The organism is Bradyrhizobium sp. 149 (assembly GCF_023073915.1).
Lineage (GTDB): Bacteria > Pseudomonadota > Alphaproteobacteria > Rhizobiales > Xanthobacteraceae > Bradyrhizobium.
In genome coordinates, this window is sequence record NZ_JADPKK010000023.1 from 82,982 (window position 1) to 101,749 (window position 18,768).

At 59.5% G+C, this 18,768-nt stretch carries 7 protein-coding genes and 2 pseudogenes; 6 read left to right on the forward strand and 3 right to left on the reverse strand.

Annotation, left to right across the window (positions count from 1 at the left end; all coding sequences use genetic code 11):
* Positions 1-17 precede the first annotated feature (17 nt).
* Positions 18-704, forward strand: a complete 687-nt coding sequence (locus IVA88_RS28180; RefSeq protein ID WP_247500482.1) for a class I SAM-dependent methyltransferase — start codon at positions 18-20, stop codon at positions 702-704.
* Between the two features lie 97 nt (positions 705-801).
* On the opposite strand, the gene IVA88_RS28185 is transcribed toward IVA88_RS28180, so the two are convergent.
* The 3 genes from IVA88_RS28185 to IVA88_RS28195 form a co-directional block, all read right to left on the reverse strand.
* Positions 802-2,304: an HlyD family type I secretion periplasmic adaptor subunit gene (locus tag IVA88_RS28185; RefSeq protein ID WP_247500483.1), complete on the reverse strand. Its 1,503-nt coding sequence runs from the start codon at positions 2,302-2,304 to the stop codon at positions 802-804.
* Positions 2,304-4,145 carry a type I secretion system permease/ATPase gene (locus IVA88_RS28190; RefSeq protein ID WP_247501211.1) on the reverse strand — a complete coding sequence of 614 codons (1,842 nt, stop codon included), beginning with the start codon at positions 4,143-4,145 and terminating at the stop codon, positions 2,304-2,306. The genes IVA88_RS28185 and IVA88_RS28190 overlap by 1 nt, the downstream gene beginning before the upstream one ends.
* Positions 4,146-4,353: 208 nt before the next feature.
* Positions 4,354-5,637, reverse strand: coding sequence for a calcium-binding protein (locus tag IVA88_RS28195; protein ID WP_247500484.1), 1,284 nt, complete (start codon positions 5,635-5,637; stop codon positions 4,354-4,356).
* Between the two features lie 2,547 nt (positions 5,638-8,184).
* Between IVA88_RS28195 and IVA88_RS28205 the strand changes: the two are divergent.
* From IVA88_RS28205 to IVA88_RS28225, 5 genes and pseudogenes are all read left to right on the forward strand, one after another.
* A pseudogene (locus tag IVA88_RS28205) lies at positions 8,185-8,421 on the forward strand (IS5/IS1182 family transposase); the annotation flags it as partial.
* Between the two features lie 1,251 nt (positions 8,422-9,672).
* Positions 9,673-9,897, forward strand: coding sequence for a hypothetical protein (locus tag IVA88_RS28210; RefSeq protein ID WP_247500486.1), 225 nt, complete (start codon positions 9,673-9,675; stop codon positions 9,895-9,897).
* Positions 9,898-10,710: 813 nt separating this feature from the next.
* Positions 10,711-10,853: pseudogene (locus IVA88_RS28215) on the forward strand (SOS response-associated peptidase); the annotation flags it as partial.
* Positions 10,854-12,889: 2,036 nt separating this feature from the next.
* Positions 12,890-13,954 (forward strand): IS110 family transposase, encoded by a 1,065-nt coding sequence (locus tag IVA88_RS28220; RefSeq protein WP_247500487.1) that lies wholly within the window; start codon positions 12,890-12,892, stop codon positions 13,952-13,954.
* Positions 13,955-16,050: 2,096 nt separating this feature from the next.
* Positions 16,051-16,668 (forward strand): NYN domain-containing protein, encoded by a 618-nt coding sequence (locus IVA88_RS28225; protein WP_247500488.1) that lies wholly within the window; start codon positions 16,051-16,053, stop codon positions 16,666-16,668.
* The last annotated feature ends 2,100 nt before the right edge of the window (positions 16,669-18,768 follow it).

An 18,768-nucleotide genomic window follows, 5' to 3' on the forward strand; every position in this document is an offset into this window, starting at 1 on the left:
CGTGAGGTATGGATGCGATGAGCGAGACGATCAATGTAGCCGAAGCTTACGAGCGAGGACGTACTCAGTTCATGGGAATCGAACTGCTGGTTGCTCCCGGGGCGCTGGTGCCCCGGCCCGAGACGGAGCTGCTTGGAAGGACGGCGGTTGAAGCACTGCACCGAGCACATCTCCCCGGCCCGCGCGTCGTCGACATGTGCTGCGGCGCCGGCAATTTGGCATGCGCGATCTCACTCAATCTTCCCGACGCTCGCGTCTGGGCGAGCGACCTGACTGAGGGATGCGTTGAGCTCGCGCGACGCAATGCCGACAGGCAGGGCGCCGAGTCCCGCATCACCGTGCTGCAGGGCGATCTGTTTGAAGCCCTCGCAGGGCTGCAACTCGAGCGTACCATCGATATGATCGTGTGCAACCCGCCCTATATTTCGGAATCCCGGCTCAAAGGCGAGCGCGCTTCTCTGCTCACGGACGAGCCGCGCGAGGCATTCGCCGCCGGGCCCTACGGACTGAACATCCATATGCGCGTTACGAAAGACGCGCCTCGCTACTTGCGGCCGGGAGGACTTCTGCTGTTCGAAGTGGGTCGCGGCCAAGATCGACAAGTGGCAACCCTGCTCGAACGCAACAATGCTTACGAAAATGTCCGCGTGGTCCTGGACGACGCGGGCGCCGGTCGCGTCGTCCAGGCCTGCGCGACGGGATAGCCAGGTTCGTCCAACCCCATGATCATTGGCATTCAGCGTAGCACCCTGGACCCAGCGGCCCATGCACGGGGCCCGCTCAGAGAGAGGCAGCTCGTTCTCAGCTCTCCCGCATCCCGCGCCGGATCGCGTCCGTGATCGGTTGCGTTAGATAAGCAAGAATGGTGCGTTCTCCGGTGGCGATCAGGACGTCGGCCATCATGCCCGGCTTGAGCTTATCGCGGACTTTCTCGGGAAATTGTGTGACCTGGACCGAGACTTTCACCTCGTAATAGGGCTGATGGGTGACCTCGTCGCGCGTGGCGTCGGCCGAGATCGAGAGAACCTCGCCGACAGCGATCGGAGTGGAGCGCGCCTTGAACGAGGGAAGCCGCACCTCTGTCGGAAGGCCGAGCTGAACGTGGTTGATATCAAGCGCGGACACCCTTGCAGCTACCACGAGAACGTCGTTGTCTGGCACGATCTCCATCAACACATCGCCCGCCTTGATCACGGCACCGATCGTGTGAAGCTTGAGGTTCACAATCCGCCCCGACCGCGGCGCGCGTACTTCCATGCGGGCCAGAACGTCGACCGCGACGCGCAGCTTCTCACGCGCATCAGCAAGCTGGGCGCGCGTGTCGGCGAGCTTGCCGGTCGCTTCCTCCAGCACCTTCTGCCCGACCTGATCAATCTGGAGGCGCGACTCGTCGATGATGCGGCCATACCGAGCGATATCCGCTTCATATGCACCGATCTTGCCCTCGAGGTCGGCTCTGGAGCGCTCCAGCGTAGCGACACGCGTGAACGGTACAATGCCCTGATCAACGAGCGGCTTGAGCTTGATGTATTCCTGACTGACGCTGTCGAACTGCGCGCGCGCCCCCTTGTTTTGCGCGGTGTTCCCCTGGATCTGCCGTTCCGCCTGCGCGATGCGCTCCTCGAGGATTGATATCTCGATCTTTCGTGCAGCGCGACGTTCATCGAAGCGCCGCTTTTGGTCACCCATTGCCCGTAGCGCGCCCGGATCAGAGGTCTTCTGGAGCAGCTCGGCCGGAAACGTGATGCTGTCCTTTCCTTCGGCTTCCGCCTGCAGGCGCGCCTCCTCGGCAACCGCCGAGTACACCGCCGAGCGAGCGATCTCTTCCCTAGCCCGCTCCTGGGTCGGATCGAGCCGCAACAGGATCTGACCTTCGGTGACATGAGAGTCGCCTGTGACCAACAGGTTCTGGACGATTCCACCCTCGAGATGCTGCACCACCTTACGGTCGCTTTCCACAACGACGGAGCCGGGAGCCACCACGGCACCGTCGATCGATGCGAGCGCGGTCCAGCCGCCGAATACGCCAAAGGTGAGGAAGACAACCAGGAAGCCCCGCCGCGCGGGTGTCTGCCAATCGCCCGAAGGATCCTCATCGTTGCCCACCGACCCTCGGGGCCACAAGGTCGGCAGTTTCGCCTTGGCAAGGTCGACCAGCGACTTTGTGACCGTCTCGGCCTTTGCAAGGAGTTTGCTGGAAGGTCGCGACTCCTTCGCCGCCTTATCGGTTCTGTTGAATTGCTTCAAAAGCTCCGCCAGTTCATCGTGAAGAGCGTCCGTTCCCGGCCGCAATAGCTTGTCCATTATTGCCTCGTCGCGTGCGCCTGACGCACTTGATGTGAAAGCTGGGGCTGACGGTGAGCGCCGTCAGTACGGTAGCTGCCGTCGGCCTGGCGATGATGATCCGCGCGATGATGTTCAGCAGGCTCGCGCACGTCTCGCCGCATCGGCGCGACCGTTTTTCCGAGCAGCGCGGGCAGCATTTCGTCGCGCGAGCCGATTTGCCTGAGCCGTCCCTCGTGCATGAACACGATCTTGTCTACTGCCGCGAGCAGGTTGGGCCGGTGATTGATGATCACGATCGTCACCTTGCTCTGCCTCAATCGCTGAATTGCATCGGCTAGGGCGCGATCGCCGTCGCCATCGAGACTTGCATTCGGCTCGTCGAGCACAACCAGCACTGGCTTGCCGAACAGAGCGCGCGCGAGCCCAATGCGCTGCCGCTGACCGCCAGAAAGACCCGCGCCATTATCCCCAATAGCGGTGTCGTAGCCATTGGGAAGACGCTGGATCATCATGTGCGCCGACGCCAACTGCGCCGCCTCGACGACCGCCTCGTCGGAAGCGTCGTCGCGGAACCGCGCAATGTTGTCGCGCACCGTACCGGCGAACAGTTCGACGTCCTGCGGAAGGTAGCCGAGGTTTTGTCCAAGGAAATGGGGATCGAAATGCCTGACGTCGTTGCCGTCGATGCGGACGCAGCCGTGCACCAACGGCCAGGCGCCGACCAGGGCCCGTGCCAGCGACGATTTACCGGAGCCGGACTGGCCAACCACGGCGACGACTTCACCAGGAGCTAGCCGGAACGAGACGTCGGCGATCGCTGGCAATTGGGATCCGGGGACGAGCACCGTCACGGCCTCGACGGAGATTTCGCCGATCAGGGGCGGCAGCCGTGTCGGCTGTCGCTCAGGCGCGCGGGTCGCAAGCGCGCGGTCCAGCCGGGCATATGAAGTACGCGCGGCAACCAGCGCCTTCCATTGCGACACCGCAGCCTCGACGGGCGCGAGCGCACGTCCCATGATCAGCGAGGCGGCGAACAGAACGCCGCCGGAAATCTCTTGCTGGATCGCGAGATAAGCGCCCACTCCCATGATGGCCACTTGAATCGCCATCCGCAGGAATTTGGATATGGCGAGCAACGTCCCGCCCCGTTCTCCGGCCGTCGCGCTTTCTAGCAGAGCCTGACCATGAGTTTCCGCCCAGGCGGCGCGGACCGCGGGTCCCATTCCAAGCGCGCGGATCGCTTCTGCGTTGCGCAGCGAGGACGTTAACCGGTCCAGTGCGTAAAGGTTCTTCGAGGCCGCCGCATTCAGCGGCACCTTTGTAACACGCTCGTTGAGGAAGGCGAGCGTCAGGATGATGATCGCACCGATCAGGGCGACCAGGCCGATCAGCGGATGGAGCAGGAAACACATCGCGAGGAAGATCGGCGTCCACGGCACGTCCATCAGCGACGTGATGACGCCCCCCGACAGCACCTCACGCAAGGTGTCGACGTCGCGCAGCAGCTGAACATGATGCGAGCTGCTCGTGCTCAGCGCCTGTCCGAGCGCGGTCTCGAAGGTCTCGCCCGAGAGGGATCGGTCGAAACGCAATCCGGTCTGCACGAGAACCCGGCTGCGAAAATGCTCGAGCGTCGCGTAGCTGACAAAGAGCGCGAGCGCGATGAGCGAAAGCAGTAGCAGCGTCATCCCGTTTCGGCTCGTCAGCACGCGATCGTAGATCTGCATGGTGTAGATCGGCGACACGAACACCAGCAGATTGATAAAGATGGATAGTCCGCCGGCCGCGAGCAGACCGGGGCGTATCCGACGGAAGGCATCCGTGAGCGCAGACTGTTTTGCCGAAGCGTGCATGTGCATATCCGGGCCGCCCTTGGCCGGGCGGCGGTAAACGGTTGAAAAGAATTGCATGCGATCGAGCGTCAAGGCGCCCGCATTTCAACATTCCGCCGTGCGCGGAATGGCACCCCGCCTCTCGACCGACCCGTGGTCGCGAGGAACTCCCCAGAGTGGACATGCGCGCGGCGCGCCGCGCGCATGTCCTTGTCGATGTAGACGAACTACGAGCTTAAGAGTGCCAGGCGTGATGATCGCTGTGGTGAGACATCAGATCAGCCACATGCGCAACGAACGAGCCTGTGTCCGGCGTATCCGTCTGCCTAGAATCGGCATCCGCAGACGTGTTCGACGTTGCAGTTGGACCCCGCCACCACGAGTGATCTCCGGTTGCGGCCGACGACGTTCCGGCATTGAGCCACTGCGAGAAATCGAGTCCACCACGGCCGTGGTTGTGCCCACCATCACCGCCCACCGTGAACGAAGACGAACCGTCCGACCAGCCGCCGTGGTGATGATCACCCCAGCTGCCACTATCCGTCGTTCCGTCCGAGCCCGATACGGAAGGGGTGCTTCCGATGCTACCGCCAGCATCCGCAACAGGCGGCGTGGTGTCGCCCGTGCCGGTGCTACCGCCACTGTCCACCGGCGGCGGAGTTTTGCCGTCCGTCCCACTGCTGCCACCAGCGTCCACCGGCGGCGTGTCGGTCACCGGATCGGTAACGGGCGGAGCCGTCGTGCCACCCGTCGAGGTGCCATCGCTCGTATTGTGCGCAAGGAACACCTGCTGCAGCTCCGGCGAACTCTCGAGCGCAGTATCGCCATTCTGCGAACCCCACGCGTAAGCATAGTCAAAGGCCGGATTGGGAACGAGTTGCGCCCAATGATCGATCATCGCCTGCTCTTGGGCGGCAGTCGGCATCACGACCTTGCTGCCGGTTTCGGTGGACCAGTCGCCGCCCCCGAACGCCTGATAAACCGGAACGATGGACTCGAGCGATATCCCGGCTTGCTCCGCGGCAGAGACGTACTTGTCGATAGTGCTGAGGTCGACGTTCGAACGGTCCGACCACACCGGATACCAATCGAGACCGAAGTAGTCGATGTGTGTGTTCGCCGCGTTGTAGGTGTTCATGTAGTTTGGATCGTCCGATGACCCTGTGTTCATCAGGACCGTGAACGTCTTCGCCCCGAGATCATGCTGATGAATCCAGTCGGATTCAGCCTTTAGATCCGCAGCGCTGGCCTGCGGTCCCCACTCTCCGGTCAGATCGGGCTCGTCCACAAGGTAAAAGCCGAACACTTTTGGATTGTTGAGGAACGGCGTCACCTGGTCGATGAACTCCTGAGTCGCGCCTTGGTACTGGTCGAGCCAGACCAGACCCTGCACGCCGTCTGGCAGTGCGTTTACCTGGTCAACGTACTGGACATCTGCGAGATTGAAGCCAGCTTCCGCTGGTGCGAAGCTACCTTGCGAGTCCAGTCCCCCGCCCGCTGCGTAGTGTAAAGTTGCCAATGATATTCCCCTGTCTGTGTTGAAAACCCCCAGTGACCCGTAGGTCTGAGCGCTCGACAACCGATCGTGCGTCCCACTGCGTTAACGTATGTTTAGATTTAAGGCAGGAATCTCCGTTCCATCAGGCGGAACCAAGGGCTTATTGTGCCCGAATCTTGGACCCCAACTCACAGGCGCTGTCTTCGCCTAATTTCAATGAAGCAGGAGATTCAACTGCATGCGACCGATTAGGGCCCAGAAATACATTGTAGCCCGCGGCAAAAGGCGGGCGGAATCGCTCAATGTGGCAAGCGCCTGCAGTCGGCGGAGACGGACAACCTCGATCCGAAGCTCGCGGGGTACCCCTGACGGAGGATGTTTCCATCAAGGCGCTTCCGGTACTCAGTGAGGGACACCCTTCGGCGAAAGGGAGGAATTTAGTCATAGAGCGCGCTGATGAGGGCTCTCCAGCATGTCCTCCCAGCTCTATTTCCATGGTCGGAAGCGTACGAGCCATTTTTGCCGAACGTGCGCTGTTCGACCAAACTGCGCACCGGTCCTTTGGCTCAAGGACCTGCTAGAGAATTGGTGGCGTGGGCTTATCGTCTTAAGGAAGATCATGTCAGGATCCGCCCAAAGCAACCTCAACTTTCCGCCGGGCTCACGAATTCAGGTGAAGCCCACAGCCGGCCCTCGCCTGGCCGGAAGGACAGGGACTGTGATCGGAGCCGGCCAATATTCGAAGAGTCTCCGCGTGGTGTTGGACGGATCAAAGGGGCCAATCACTCTTCATATGGACTACGTGGCCATGATCGACAGCTGAAGCGAGCGCGCCCTCGCCGAATGCGCGCAAAGGCGCTCCTCAAGCGATCGGCGCGTTGCGAGTTACCCCTGAGGGATAGTCGGCCTCGAATCCAGAATTCGGCCGCTCTTTAAACCCATTTCAGCCAAGTGCCGTCGTTTGTTCTGTGGCCCGGGGCAGGATCCATCAAACCCGGAGTCCTGCGATGTTAAAACAATCCGTTTGTGCGTGTTGCTTCGTTGTAGTCACTTCAGCCTCTTCGGAGGCACGAACATATCGTATGGATCACGCCGCCGAATGCAATGTCACGATGCCGTGCGACTTCTCGTCCTACTCACGAGCGCCGGCCCAGCGTAGCTTGCAACGCTCCTTGTTGACACACCAGTCAAAACAAGTCCCGTTCGTCGCTGCCGCAAGAGCGCCGCTTGATGTTGCTTCTAGCGAGAAGGTCGTCGGGGGCCGACCGGCGGGTTGCCCCTCCTCGTTCTGCGGTTGTGCCGCGGCGTTGCACCTGTTCGGCCGCATCGTGCCGGAATTAAACCTAGCAGCCAATTGGCTACGCTTTCCCCGGACACCGCCAGCGCCCGGAATGGTCGCGGCAAGACGCGGACACGTCTTTGTTCTTGAACACCATATCGGAGGCGACGTGTGGATGACATATGATGGCAACTCTGGCGGGCGGGCAACGAGAATACACGCGCGTTCATTGAAGGGGTACACAATTGTCAACCCGCGAGTTGCGTTTTAAATGCATCATCGAACGGGCGTCGCAGTCGCAGAGCACCTGCGTGCGTCACCCAGACGAATCGTAATCATCCTAACTCGCATCTTGCGGCCCCAAGCGGTCATCGCAATGGTCCTGTGAAATGCCCGGAAGCCGTCGGGAAGCGTCTTTTCTTTCCCCGACGCCACCGCACTGGCCTGGCAGGATCAGCTTGATTCACCAGTTGCGCAGGCTCTCTACCAGATCCTGGTCAACGAGATCGCCGCCCGTGGTAGTGTGAACGACGCCCTTGGGAGCACCGGTTGGGCCCGATGTGTAAAGAAGGAACACGGGTGTGCCGGCGTATCCTCCACCGCGCGCAGTGCCGTTCCGCTCGAAGGCGATCGATGGGCTCTTCTTCGCTCGCTACCGGTGCACTGATCGGCTGGAAGCTGCTTCAGCGCGAGGCTCACATTTTCATTCGTTTCACGACCGATTACACCGTCCCCCCAGCCGGCCGAGCCACCTCTACGTTATCAACTAGGAGACCAGAACTGGATCTTGGGAGCCCCTGTTCAACGCCAACCGCAAAGCACTTTGCTCGCTACTCAAGGAACTGCGTCCCACAGGAGGTCTGATGTTACGGCGTGATGGCAGCAGTCTTCCTTGGTCTGGCAAGGGCGAGATGCTGACTCAAGCCCAGCGCATTACGAAAACGATTCTCTCGGCTGCAGGTTTACGGCCCGAGCTGACTTTCACCTCATTTGGTCGCCACGGCGGCACCACCGAAGCAAGCACATCCGAGCTAACGGCACACAGCTGATGAAGAGGGTCAGTGGTCGTCGACAATCGCGATGGCGCACTATCTGCACGACCATGACGAAGCCAAGCAGCAAATGAAACGCATCAAGCGGCGTGCAAAACAAGGGGAAGGGAAAGTGAAGGTTCAGAATGGGAATGCGCGACTTGTCAGAATGAAAAGGTCTGGATGCGCTAAGCTATTGAAACCATTGGAGCGGGTGAAGGCAATCGAACCCTCGTATTCAGCTTGGAAGGGTGGCCGCGCTCGATCTACGAAGGCGCTCGCGACATGGCGCGCGAGATCGCAAGATCGTGGGCAGGCCACACTTCACCTCGACTCCGGAAGAAGATCGAGATGCTGTTCGCGCACCTCAAACGCATTCTCAAGCTCGATCCTTTGCGTTTGCGAGGACCAAACGGCCTGCCCGACGAGTTCACGCTCGCAGCCACCGCCCAGCCCCTCCGCAAGATGGCCAAGCTGATCCCAATGCCCAACTAAGAACGGCGGAGCCCTTCGACTGCTTCGGGGGGGACGCCAATACTCGGGATTACTTCAACGGAATCGGCCCTTACTGGGAAAGGCAGTAGCGGTCTAGTGCCTCGACGCGCCGAAGATGTATTTGCGGTCGCGGGTACCTCTGAAGTGGCAGGAGGGGTGCATGGGTAACTGGCTCGTTGTTACCAAAGGGACAAGCTTGGCAAGGCGGACCCGAGCGCGGCGCCCTGCGCAGTACGTTCGAATATCATTGTCGGGATTACAAAATTGAGCGGCGTCGAGGCGGGCGTGCCTGATTGCCAGCGCTCGCACAAACCGGACCAAGCACTCGGAAGGGGTCCGCCTCAAGCAGGAAATGGAGCGGCTGAGGAAACATGAAGACGAACAACAGTTCTTCCGCAAAGAGCTGCGTGCGCGCCAGGGTGGGTTCGAATGTTCTCAGGAGGTTGGCTTCTCAATGGCATCTATCAATTGTCGAGTGGTTACAGCGATAGCATCTGGCTTCCGACGGTTTGGTTGATTCGGCTCTTCGCCGCAGGCATCGCGGTGTTCGCACATGCACCTTTGTGCGCAGGCAAGCCAATGCTGCTCCAGCTCGCCGTTCGCCTCGGTTTGCTTTCTTTCTGCCTGATAAACGCGAGATAGTTGCGATTTCAGAGATGGCAGCATGTCTCTCAAACTGGACGGATGGCGTCAGCACTGCTCAATCCCTGTCCGGCGTGGTGCTGCTTGTTTTTGCTCGGCTTGGCGAGGCGTTAACCGGCACCAAATGAAATGAACCTGGAAGCCGCCTTGGCGGGTGCCGCCCTCAAACCATCCTTCATCAATGCGGAAGCCGCAATGCATCGGAGGCATCAATTGTCATCGCGGTAACTTCGGGACAGCTCGGCGGAATTCGATTTCCATGCACCGGACGCAAATCAGCTCGCCGTCCCCGTGCGGCGGTGGAGGATGGTTAGCTCTTCTGGGGCGAACTCGTCTTTGCAGTGATCACAGCGGGGGATTTCGAACATTTGCGGAATCGCCCACGCAGTCGTGGCGGAAATTCGGTAAGGCTCTTCAAATCGAGCGACCTGCAGAGTTTGGTCACCCCATGGCCGAGCTTGCACCAGGTCGTTCCTAAACCGGAACACGCTGAAGAAGTCTCGAACGTTGCACATTTACAACCCGCAAAGCCATTCGAGACACTAAGCTGGTCGAGAGACCACTAAAAATATTTCGTGCTTACTTCTACATTATTGACGGGGGCAAAAGGTGTTTGACGTTTATCGCAATGACAAGCGCGACTTCCTCGTTCTAAGTACAGGCTCTGCCATACCCGTGCTTTACTCTGCGCATAAATGGCGCAAGAGCAGAAAACGAGTTCTCAAGGTCAGCGACGAAATCAAATCAGCGGTTCAGGCGCGAGGCTATTACCTCCGCAGCCTGCGGGCCAGCAAGGAGCGGATGATCGACGTGCGTAAGGTCGGACGCCGGTGACGGCATCATTACCAGCCGAGCCGCCATCCTCGCGCTCAACCGAGTTGTGCGCCTATTTTGGTCGCACCCTTACTTAGGGTTTCGTTCGAGGAGGTTGCGTCCCGTTGAACGTTTTCCTCTGCCGCCGCCTGCGAGGTTCTGGTTGTGGGGCCTCAAACACCGCAATGCGCCGATCAAGCTGCCACAGCTCGATGTCGTTGGCACTAACTAGCTCCTGAACACGTTCCGGTGCTTCCTGCTCGTCGGCGCAGTGCAAATTGGCAACGCTTATAACGTGGCCGTCGTGATCCAAAAAGTAAGCTCGTTAGTGCGCCATCCCACCCCTCATCCATCAGTGTCCGGCCGATGTGCTCGGCTCATGCCCTGTCGAATTGATCCCCGCCAGATCCTGGCGGGCTTGATCCATCGGACCATCACCTCAATATTTCAATGAGCGTTCTCCAGCTGAACGCATCGTTCGCCGTCAGAAGCGAACTGCCAATCCCTGCCAAGTAGTTTGGCAACTCGCAATGGGACGCGCGTTCATATTCCCGACAAACGACGGCGATCGAGTTCTTTAGGGTCACCTCGGTCGAGATGATCGAAAGCTCGCTGCTTGCACGGCTCGACATATTGTCGCGCGTCATCTCAATTAACAGGAACGGTCCATTCTGCCTCCCCAACCGATGACTGCTTCCACTGGTGAAGTTGGAGCGGAGTGGATGTGGCCCGTTGTTCGAAAGGCGACAAACGGATGCGCTTTTGGTCGCAACCGTGGGAATTAGACACAGACACACATCGCACAGCCTGTCGGCACCGGGCGGATCACGGCACAAGTTCAAGCCGATCTCAGGCCCGCACCTTGTCTATAGTTCCTGATGACTACGCCGAACGCCATGGTTGAACCGACCCATCCGAAGCCGATGCCGGTGAATCTCACGACGGATGAAGAGCGCGATATCGGGATGCGAGCGCCACGGACGGGGAATAGCCATTTTGTCGCAAGCGGCGGTCCGTTGGTAGAAGGCGCCAATCCAGTTGGCTCGATGGCTGCAACTGGAACCGACCTATGGTTTTGCCGGGGCAACGTTCAGAAGCTGAGCGACGGCGGTGACAACCTGAACTGGTGCGAGCGGTTTGGTGAGAAGGATGTTGCCCGGCCCGCCGTGGGAAGGCCACTCGCCGCCGAGACACCAGTCCCTGTAGATCACCGGCATGTCGGGCTTGATCTCGCGCACGCGCTTGGCGACCCTTCAACCGCTCAATCGACCGCCCAGATTGACATCTGTCAGCAGAGCGCGAAACGCTTCCGCGATAGAACGACGGCCTACACGCGAAACGCGGCTGATCTCGCGCACAAGCCTAAGCGCAGCCTCAGTATTGCGCCATAGACGAGCGTCTGATCGAACTGAGATAAAATGCCCAGTGCAAATAGCGCGATAGCAATGCCCTTAATCATAGTTGTGGACAGGGTGAACAATGCTGCGCAAGTTCAAAGCGGCCCCAGCCGCAGGTTGGGAGACAGCCGGGGCCGGCATTCCCATTCCATGAGCCGCAATCAGCGGTAATCGGCACGCTGCCAGTTAGCCACATGAACGCTAACGAACTCTAAGTTCGAGGTCGCGCACGGTGGCGAGGTACGCCTGCTTGAATTGGGCCTTTGCCTCATCGAGGCAGCCGCGCTGCCGAACCGCGAGCCCGGGTTGGCGATAGGGATATGCCAGACCCAAACTGCCGGTGTGGGCTCAGTGGCACAGCAAAGCGACAAGTTCCCAGTGCGGAACGAAGGTCCGGCCGGCAGCGCACCGCGCGTGAACCAATGCGAAGCTGAACCGAAAGTCTTCCGCAGCAAGCGCGCCATCAACCGACTGGACGACGATCGAACGAACGTAAATATACTTCTAGATCATAATTATAATGACTCTGACGCAAAAACAGAAAATAAGGTGGGGAAAAGTTAGAAAACGAAGGGAGGAAGGCATGAAAGCTGTACGCCGGTTGCGCGCAATGGCCTCGTTGTGCCGACAGAGCGCCGCATATCATCCTGACAGAAGCTGGAACCTACTCGCCGAGGCGGAGTACTGGGACCACCTAGCCGATGGTAAGCTTCTTGAGCTCTACAAAGAATGCACGGGCAGCTCAATACAAGATGGCTGCCTAAGGAGACATGCATCCAATATCCCGCCTCCCAACCTTTGATCCCAAAGAGGCTTTCAGAATGTGAGTATGCTGCTCGTTGGAGGTGAGGCAAGGCTCCGTCGTCGCGCTGTTTGCGGGCGAATGCCGCGAGTGGCGCTGAACCGAAAGAGCCCCCGCAAAGAGGGAATCCTACGCCTTGTCCTCCGTCCAAATGTGCTCGCCGCAGGCGCATTTGAACATACGGACTATTTTGCCATTTTTGGGATTCAACAGCCTCAAAGCCAGCGCCGGCTTTGCGCCGCAACCGCTGCACCGTGGTAGCGGGTTAGGCTCAACGGCAGAAGAAGACCTCGTCCTTGAAATCGTCATTCACGCAGCCACCTCGCCATTACGAATGCCGAGTACAGTGAACACATTGAGGAAATACTTCCTGGCAGATGACCTGGCGAAGGCGCTTCGGAGCAGGTCGACTGCTTCCCGTGCTGCCCTGATCATCCGCACCCGCTCATATGTCCCGAGCGTATGTTTACCGATTTGGATTTCTCGGTGCACGCCAAATCCGACTAAGAACTACATACGAAGGTCTACACGCTACGAGTATCGCCTGTAACGCTACCTAGCGTCCGACTGGATCGCCTCCACCAGTCGCTGGATGGCTCATCCCCTATGTCACTCACGCCCGGGTGGTGAATGCGCTTTCTGAGGGTCAATGTCGCCGGAAGGTCGAGACGCTCAGCTGCGGTCTCTCTAACTAGACCAAACCTGATCACTATCGATTCCCGAAGCGAGGGTCTGCTAATGGGATGGTCCGGCCGTGCTCCTGCCCCGCCAGTAAGCGAAGCTGGCAAGGGGCGCCAAAGACAAGGAGCACGCCATGTCTCAGACACCCAATACCGCGATCGCCGTGATCGGCATCGATATCGGCAAGAACTCGTTCCACGTCGTGGGCCACGATGCGCGCGGCGCCATCGTGCTGCGGCAAAAGTGGTCGCGTGGCCAAGTGGAAGCGCGGCTCGCCAATATACCGCCTTGCTTGATCGGCATGGAAGCCTGCGTCGGCGCACATCATCTGAGCCGCAAACTCGCATCGCTTGGTCACGATGCCAGATTGATGCCGGCCAAATATGTCCGCCCCTATAGCAAGGGACAGAAGAACGACTTCAATGATGCCGAAGCGATTGCCGAAGCCGTGCAGCGCCCGACGATGAAGTTCGTGGCGACCAAGACCGCGGAGCAATTGGATCTGCAGGCGCTGCACCGGGTGCGCGAGCGGCTGGTGTCGCAACGCACCGGCATCATCAACCAGATTCGTGCCTTCATGCTGGAACGCGGGATCGCCGTGCGCCAGGGTATCGGCTTCTTGCGCATGGAACTGCCCACCATTCTTGCGACGCGCACCGATGCCATGTCGCCACGCATGTTGCGTGTCATCGAGGAGTTGGCAGGCGACTGGCGCCGGCTCGACCAGCGCATCGATGGCCTATCCTGCGAGATCGAAGCACTGGCCCGTCAAGATCAGGCATGCTCGCGCCTGATGACGGTGCCTGGCATCGGGCCAATCATTTCGAGCGCCATGGTGGCCGCGATCGGCACTGGAGACGTATTCTCCAAAGGCCGCGACTTCGGCGCTTGGCTCGGACTGGTGCCCAAGCAGATCTCGACGGGAGACCGCACGATCCTCGGCAAAATCTCGAGGCGCGGCAACCGCTACCTGCGCGTTCTGTTCGTGCAGGCGGCATGGGTTGTGCTGGTCAGGATAAAGAACTGGGAACGCTACGGGCTCAAGTCCTGGATCGAAGCCGCCAAAAGGCGGTTGCACCACAACGTGCTTGCGATCGCGCTCGCCAACAAGCTTGCCCGCATCGCCTGGGCGGTGCTGGCCAAAGGACGCGCCTTCGAGCTGACGAGGACCGACGATGCAGGCGTCCGACCCGCTTGATCCTCGCGCCGTGCTCGGCGCGGTCAAGGCGCAGCCTGGCAACGCCCGAGCCAGCCGCAAGCCAAACGCGACGGCTGGCCTTGACCGCCCTTGCGCGCGACGCGATGGACGTTCTGCGGGCCGGGACGAAGGAACGGCCCTTGGCTCGAACAAAGGAACTGAGCGATATGAGGAGCAAGCGATGACGTAGCCCTATGAACTATTTCCAGCCGAGGTCTGCGAGAGGATGACACGAGATGGAGGTTCGGTCTTCCCGGCGCATGCGAACACTGGTGACCCAAATGGCCCAATCGAGGCCTGTCCGCTAACGAGAACGCACGCGCGCTGATATCCATGATGGCCCGGAGCATATGCTCCAATCGGAGGCCGGATACATTGATGCAAGACCGCTCACCACTAACCCGACGAATTCTTCTTGCGACGCGCGGCCGGACCATACATTTGGGGTCAAAAAGGCGGTGGTCCGGCGCTCGCATATGGCAGGTCTGATGTATCCTTGATAGCGGACCTACGCAAAACCAGGGCGCCCGCCATCCCTGCGCCGATCCGATCTCCAATAGAGTTTCGCGCAATAACCGGGACGTTGCGCACGCCCATCTCGCGAGCGCCACAGCCGCCGCACCGATGAGCGTCGTAGCGGGCACCACCACCCGTAAATAGCCGAAGTGTTGGCAACCAGGCGTACTGGTTTGTGGTTTCCGGCAGGTTGTGAGCGCCGCACAATGAAAACACCGAAGCCAAAGCAATGGGCCGAGCGCGAGATTCAGCAATCGTTCAAGCTGGCCCAGGCAGGAGCTGGCGTATAGAGATAGCTGCCGAACTCGGCCGGTACGCTGGGCCAGTGAGGCGAATGGCCGCGAAGGAAGGGCTACTGTTGAAGAAGTAGTCGTCGAGCGACCTTGAGCAGCGCCGACGATCTACAGCCCAAACCCTCAGCTCATGTCCGCTTGTTGAGCCCGGGTGGAGATAAACCGCCCGGGCTCGTTGCTGGGACCGCGCAGATTTAGTGTGGCTGAAGTTCATTAGGCACTACCAAAGCGGGGTTCGCATCCGACATTGGGAATGCTAGGGGAGGCTCGCAAGTTCGTGGCAAGTTACCGACCAATCGGATGCAAAGCAGCACGTTCAGGTGCCGGTCAGTCAGATCTCGCCCGCGCAGCAATCTCGTTGACCTTCGTCAGCGTTCGTTCGAATTCCGATCGAAGATACTGCTCGTGCGCGAGGTCTGTTGGCTGTGCCAGAAATGCGACTTTCACGAGGAAGCGGTTCAACAGCGATGTAATTGGAAGGTTGCCCGAGTGTTTCGAACGGAGCGCCGTAAGTTGGCGGCGCATCTCGATGAGATCAAGCGTTTCGCGGTCCGGCTGCTCTCTCAAATGAAGCTCTCGCGACTATCCCGAAACGAAGTCGTTGCACCGACTATGATGGTGCGGCGACTTCGCTGGGTGGACCGGACAAGGGCAATGTCCGTGTGCCCAAACCTAATCCTCTGGAGCGCGGCCGCAATCACGGTCTGGAATTAAGCTTGATGTTCGTGTTGCAAGTTAATTCTGGAACTGTGCGCCAAGGCGAGCGGTAGGATTACTGTTGAACTTCCGATTGAGCGGATGCAATTGGATGCGCTGCCCAGCGCGGTGCCTTCAATGTCTGCGCAGCGCCGACACTGCCCGTCCGCCGCTGCGCTGCGCTTCCTTGCGACGGCGTACACGCCGAACTCGTCAGGAGCAGGCTGACTCAAAACCAGTCGCGATGTTTCAAATAGTCGCTTCCAGCGCGGTGACGCCCCGAAGCCGCCATCCGACAGCGCGGTTGGCCTCAGAGGAGGCTTGACCACAGTGGCGGCGCCGGGTGGCGCGAGCGCCCTGAAATAAAGCACCTGGAAATAGACAAGACACATTACAACTCTGACAGCCCAACTTTCGGCTAGTGTCAGGATTCCTAGGCGTGATACCATTTGAAACAAGTAGAAGGTTGAACCGTCCGTCTACTCGACGTCTTCGGTAGTGATCTATATAGAATGCGACCGCCCATGCGCATCGCGTATCGGAGATGCTTCCAAGCTTGCTCCGAGCTGCTCCACTGAAGGCGTGAATCGAATGTCAGCTTCCTCTACGGACAAGATCGCGCTCTTCATCGATGGAGCCAATCTCTATGCGACCGCGAAAACTCTCGGCTTTGACATCGATTACAAGCGCCTGCTGAAGGAATTTCAGAGCCGCGGGACGCTGCTTAGGGCCTTCTACTACACCGCCATCATCGAGGATCAGGAGTACTCCTCGATCCGGCCCCTGATCGACTGGCTCGACTACAACGGCTACACCGTCGTCACCAAGGCGACCAAGGAGTTCATCGACGCCTCCGGCCGCCGCAAGGTCAAGGGCAACATGGACATCGAGCTCGCCGTGAATGCCATGGAGCTCGCCGAGCATATCGACCAGATGGTGCTGTTCTCGGGCGACGGCGACTTCCGCTCGCTGGTCGAGGCCGTTCAGCGGCGCGGCGTGCGGGTCACCGTGATTTCCACGATCGCCAGCCAGCCGCCGATGATCGCCGACGAGTTGCGCCGCCAGGCCGACGTCTTCACCGACCTCCTTGAGCTGCAGTCCAAGCTCGGCCGCGACCCGTCCGAACGCCCGGCTCCGCGCGATCGCGAAGCGCGTGCACACCTGCCAAAATTCTTGCAAGAGCCGAAAGGAAACGACCCACTCGATTAGACTGCTAAGGCGGCGCACGCTTCGATCAATTTGGGCAGGTTAATCATCATTCATTTCAGAAGAAAAGAAACGCAGCCCGCTTAATAATCTGCGGCCGGCAGCTTCCCAGCCCCGGGGAATGAGCAAAATCCCGGTGGCAAATCCGGGGCATAAGCCGTGCCAAGATTTAGCGTCGGTTCTGGCCTTCTATGTCGGCGTCCCTGGCACCTCTCTTGCTTCGTCGCCCATCAACAAACAGGCGCGCAAGCGCGCCTGTTTGTTGATCGAGCGATCACATGCACCCACAATCCCATTTCGACGCAACCACATCATTCACGTCCACACTCTTATCTTGCGACTTGGATCGACAGGTCCGCATGCTCGAGAGCGATCCCAAGAGGAGGAGCGAAAGGCAGGAAATCCCGACCCAGCCAACCTCTCCTAACCCATGCTCGCGCTGAACCTCCGAGCTCGGTGCGCCAATCTTCAGGATACGATCGCGATGCCCGAACGCAACTTTAAGCGTCGTCCCGAGTTGGCGCGTGCGGCATAGGGGCCGGCAACCAGCATTTGGCCTCTCTCGATTATCGCTTATGAAGGTGCTAAGAATGTCGGACGGTCTTCTTAGATGAGGTCGATCCATGCGTCGCCTAGTAACACGCCGCGCTTTGCTGACCAGCGACATTGCAGGTCTGTTCCAACGATCTCGAATGCCGAGACATTGCGCCAGCGGTGCGTAGGTTACCTTGACTCCGGAAGGTCCGCGATTGGCGTCAGTACCCTGAGAGCCGCGCTGCGCAAACTGGAGTATGTGGAAAGAAGGAACCTGGTTATTGACGTTAGTGAAGCGAACGGGAAGTACGCCCTCCAGCGGGCTCTAGCAGAGGATGGTCGCGCTGAATCCTGATGTTATCGTGGCAAACGCAACGCCTGCCATCGCAGCAGCCCAGAAGTCCACGTCAACAATCCCGATCGTCATGGCCCCGGCGACGAATCCCCTCGAATCTGGTTTCGTCCGTACCTTCACCCAGCCAGGCAGAAGCATAACTGGATGTGGGGTAGTAGTCGAGCTGCGCCCGCGGCCGACGTATCCGGCATGATACAGGCGACGTAGTCGATCATTGGCGCGATCGAGTGAGCGGCCAATGAGCGCTGCAACATGAGTGGATGGCAAGAAGCGATAGCGCGCCAGTCGCCGCAAGATAAGCGTGTCACCGTCCGTGATCCGAAACGGAACGGGCTCTGACGAACGTCGGAAGCGAGCCCGACGTTTCGTAGCTGACGCTAAGGTCAAATGCAAATGTATCAGATGCCCGTGCATGCGGACGGTCCATCGCGCGCCCAACAAACCGGTGAAGCCGTTACTGTGACTCGCCCAGCAACATATCGGTACATAGCACAACAACGCGCCGAAGCGCCTAGCGCTGAAATGGGCAGCCGAACGACGCCGCAGCGGCTATCTATTGCGGTTGGTGCACATGGAACTGGACAGCAAGATCGCGCGAGTTAATGAGCTTATCGCGAGACGCGAAGAATTGGATCCCAAACTCGGCGAGCCTCTTGGCGGCGCGGTTCGCGAGCCCCGTGTTGCCAAGTGCTCGATGTGCAACGGACCCGGACACCGGGCGAGCACGTGCTCGTTGCAACCTGCAGCCGCAGCGGACTAATCGGAAGGCCCAGCATCGGCGGGTTCTTTTTTGTTGAACGCACCACCACACGCAGAGCTTGGCGCCAATCCCTAGTGGGTTCGATCTTGCATCCCGCTCCCTGCTAAGAAGCGCGATTCTCGATCGCGGCGCAGAGAGCCGTACATTCGGTCACAGCACCCCTGAGATCGGGTTCAACTTGACGACTCGACCGTTCCGGCAAGAAACGGAGACATACTTCTATGAAGGAGAGACGACAACGGCTCAACTGGTTGTCTCTCCGCCCTGTACGCTCACAATCCAGCGCGTGAGGCGCAGCTTCCTGCAAGCGAGCCTGTCATTCAGCCGCTCTCATCAATCACGGCGGCTATCGCGCTCGTAAGAGTTGCAGCCTACCTCGAAATAGGTACGTCAGTCATGGCTAGGCGGCATAGGATAGCGCGCAGACGAACGACCGACACTGCTGTGCAAGAGC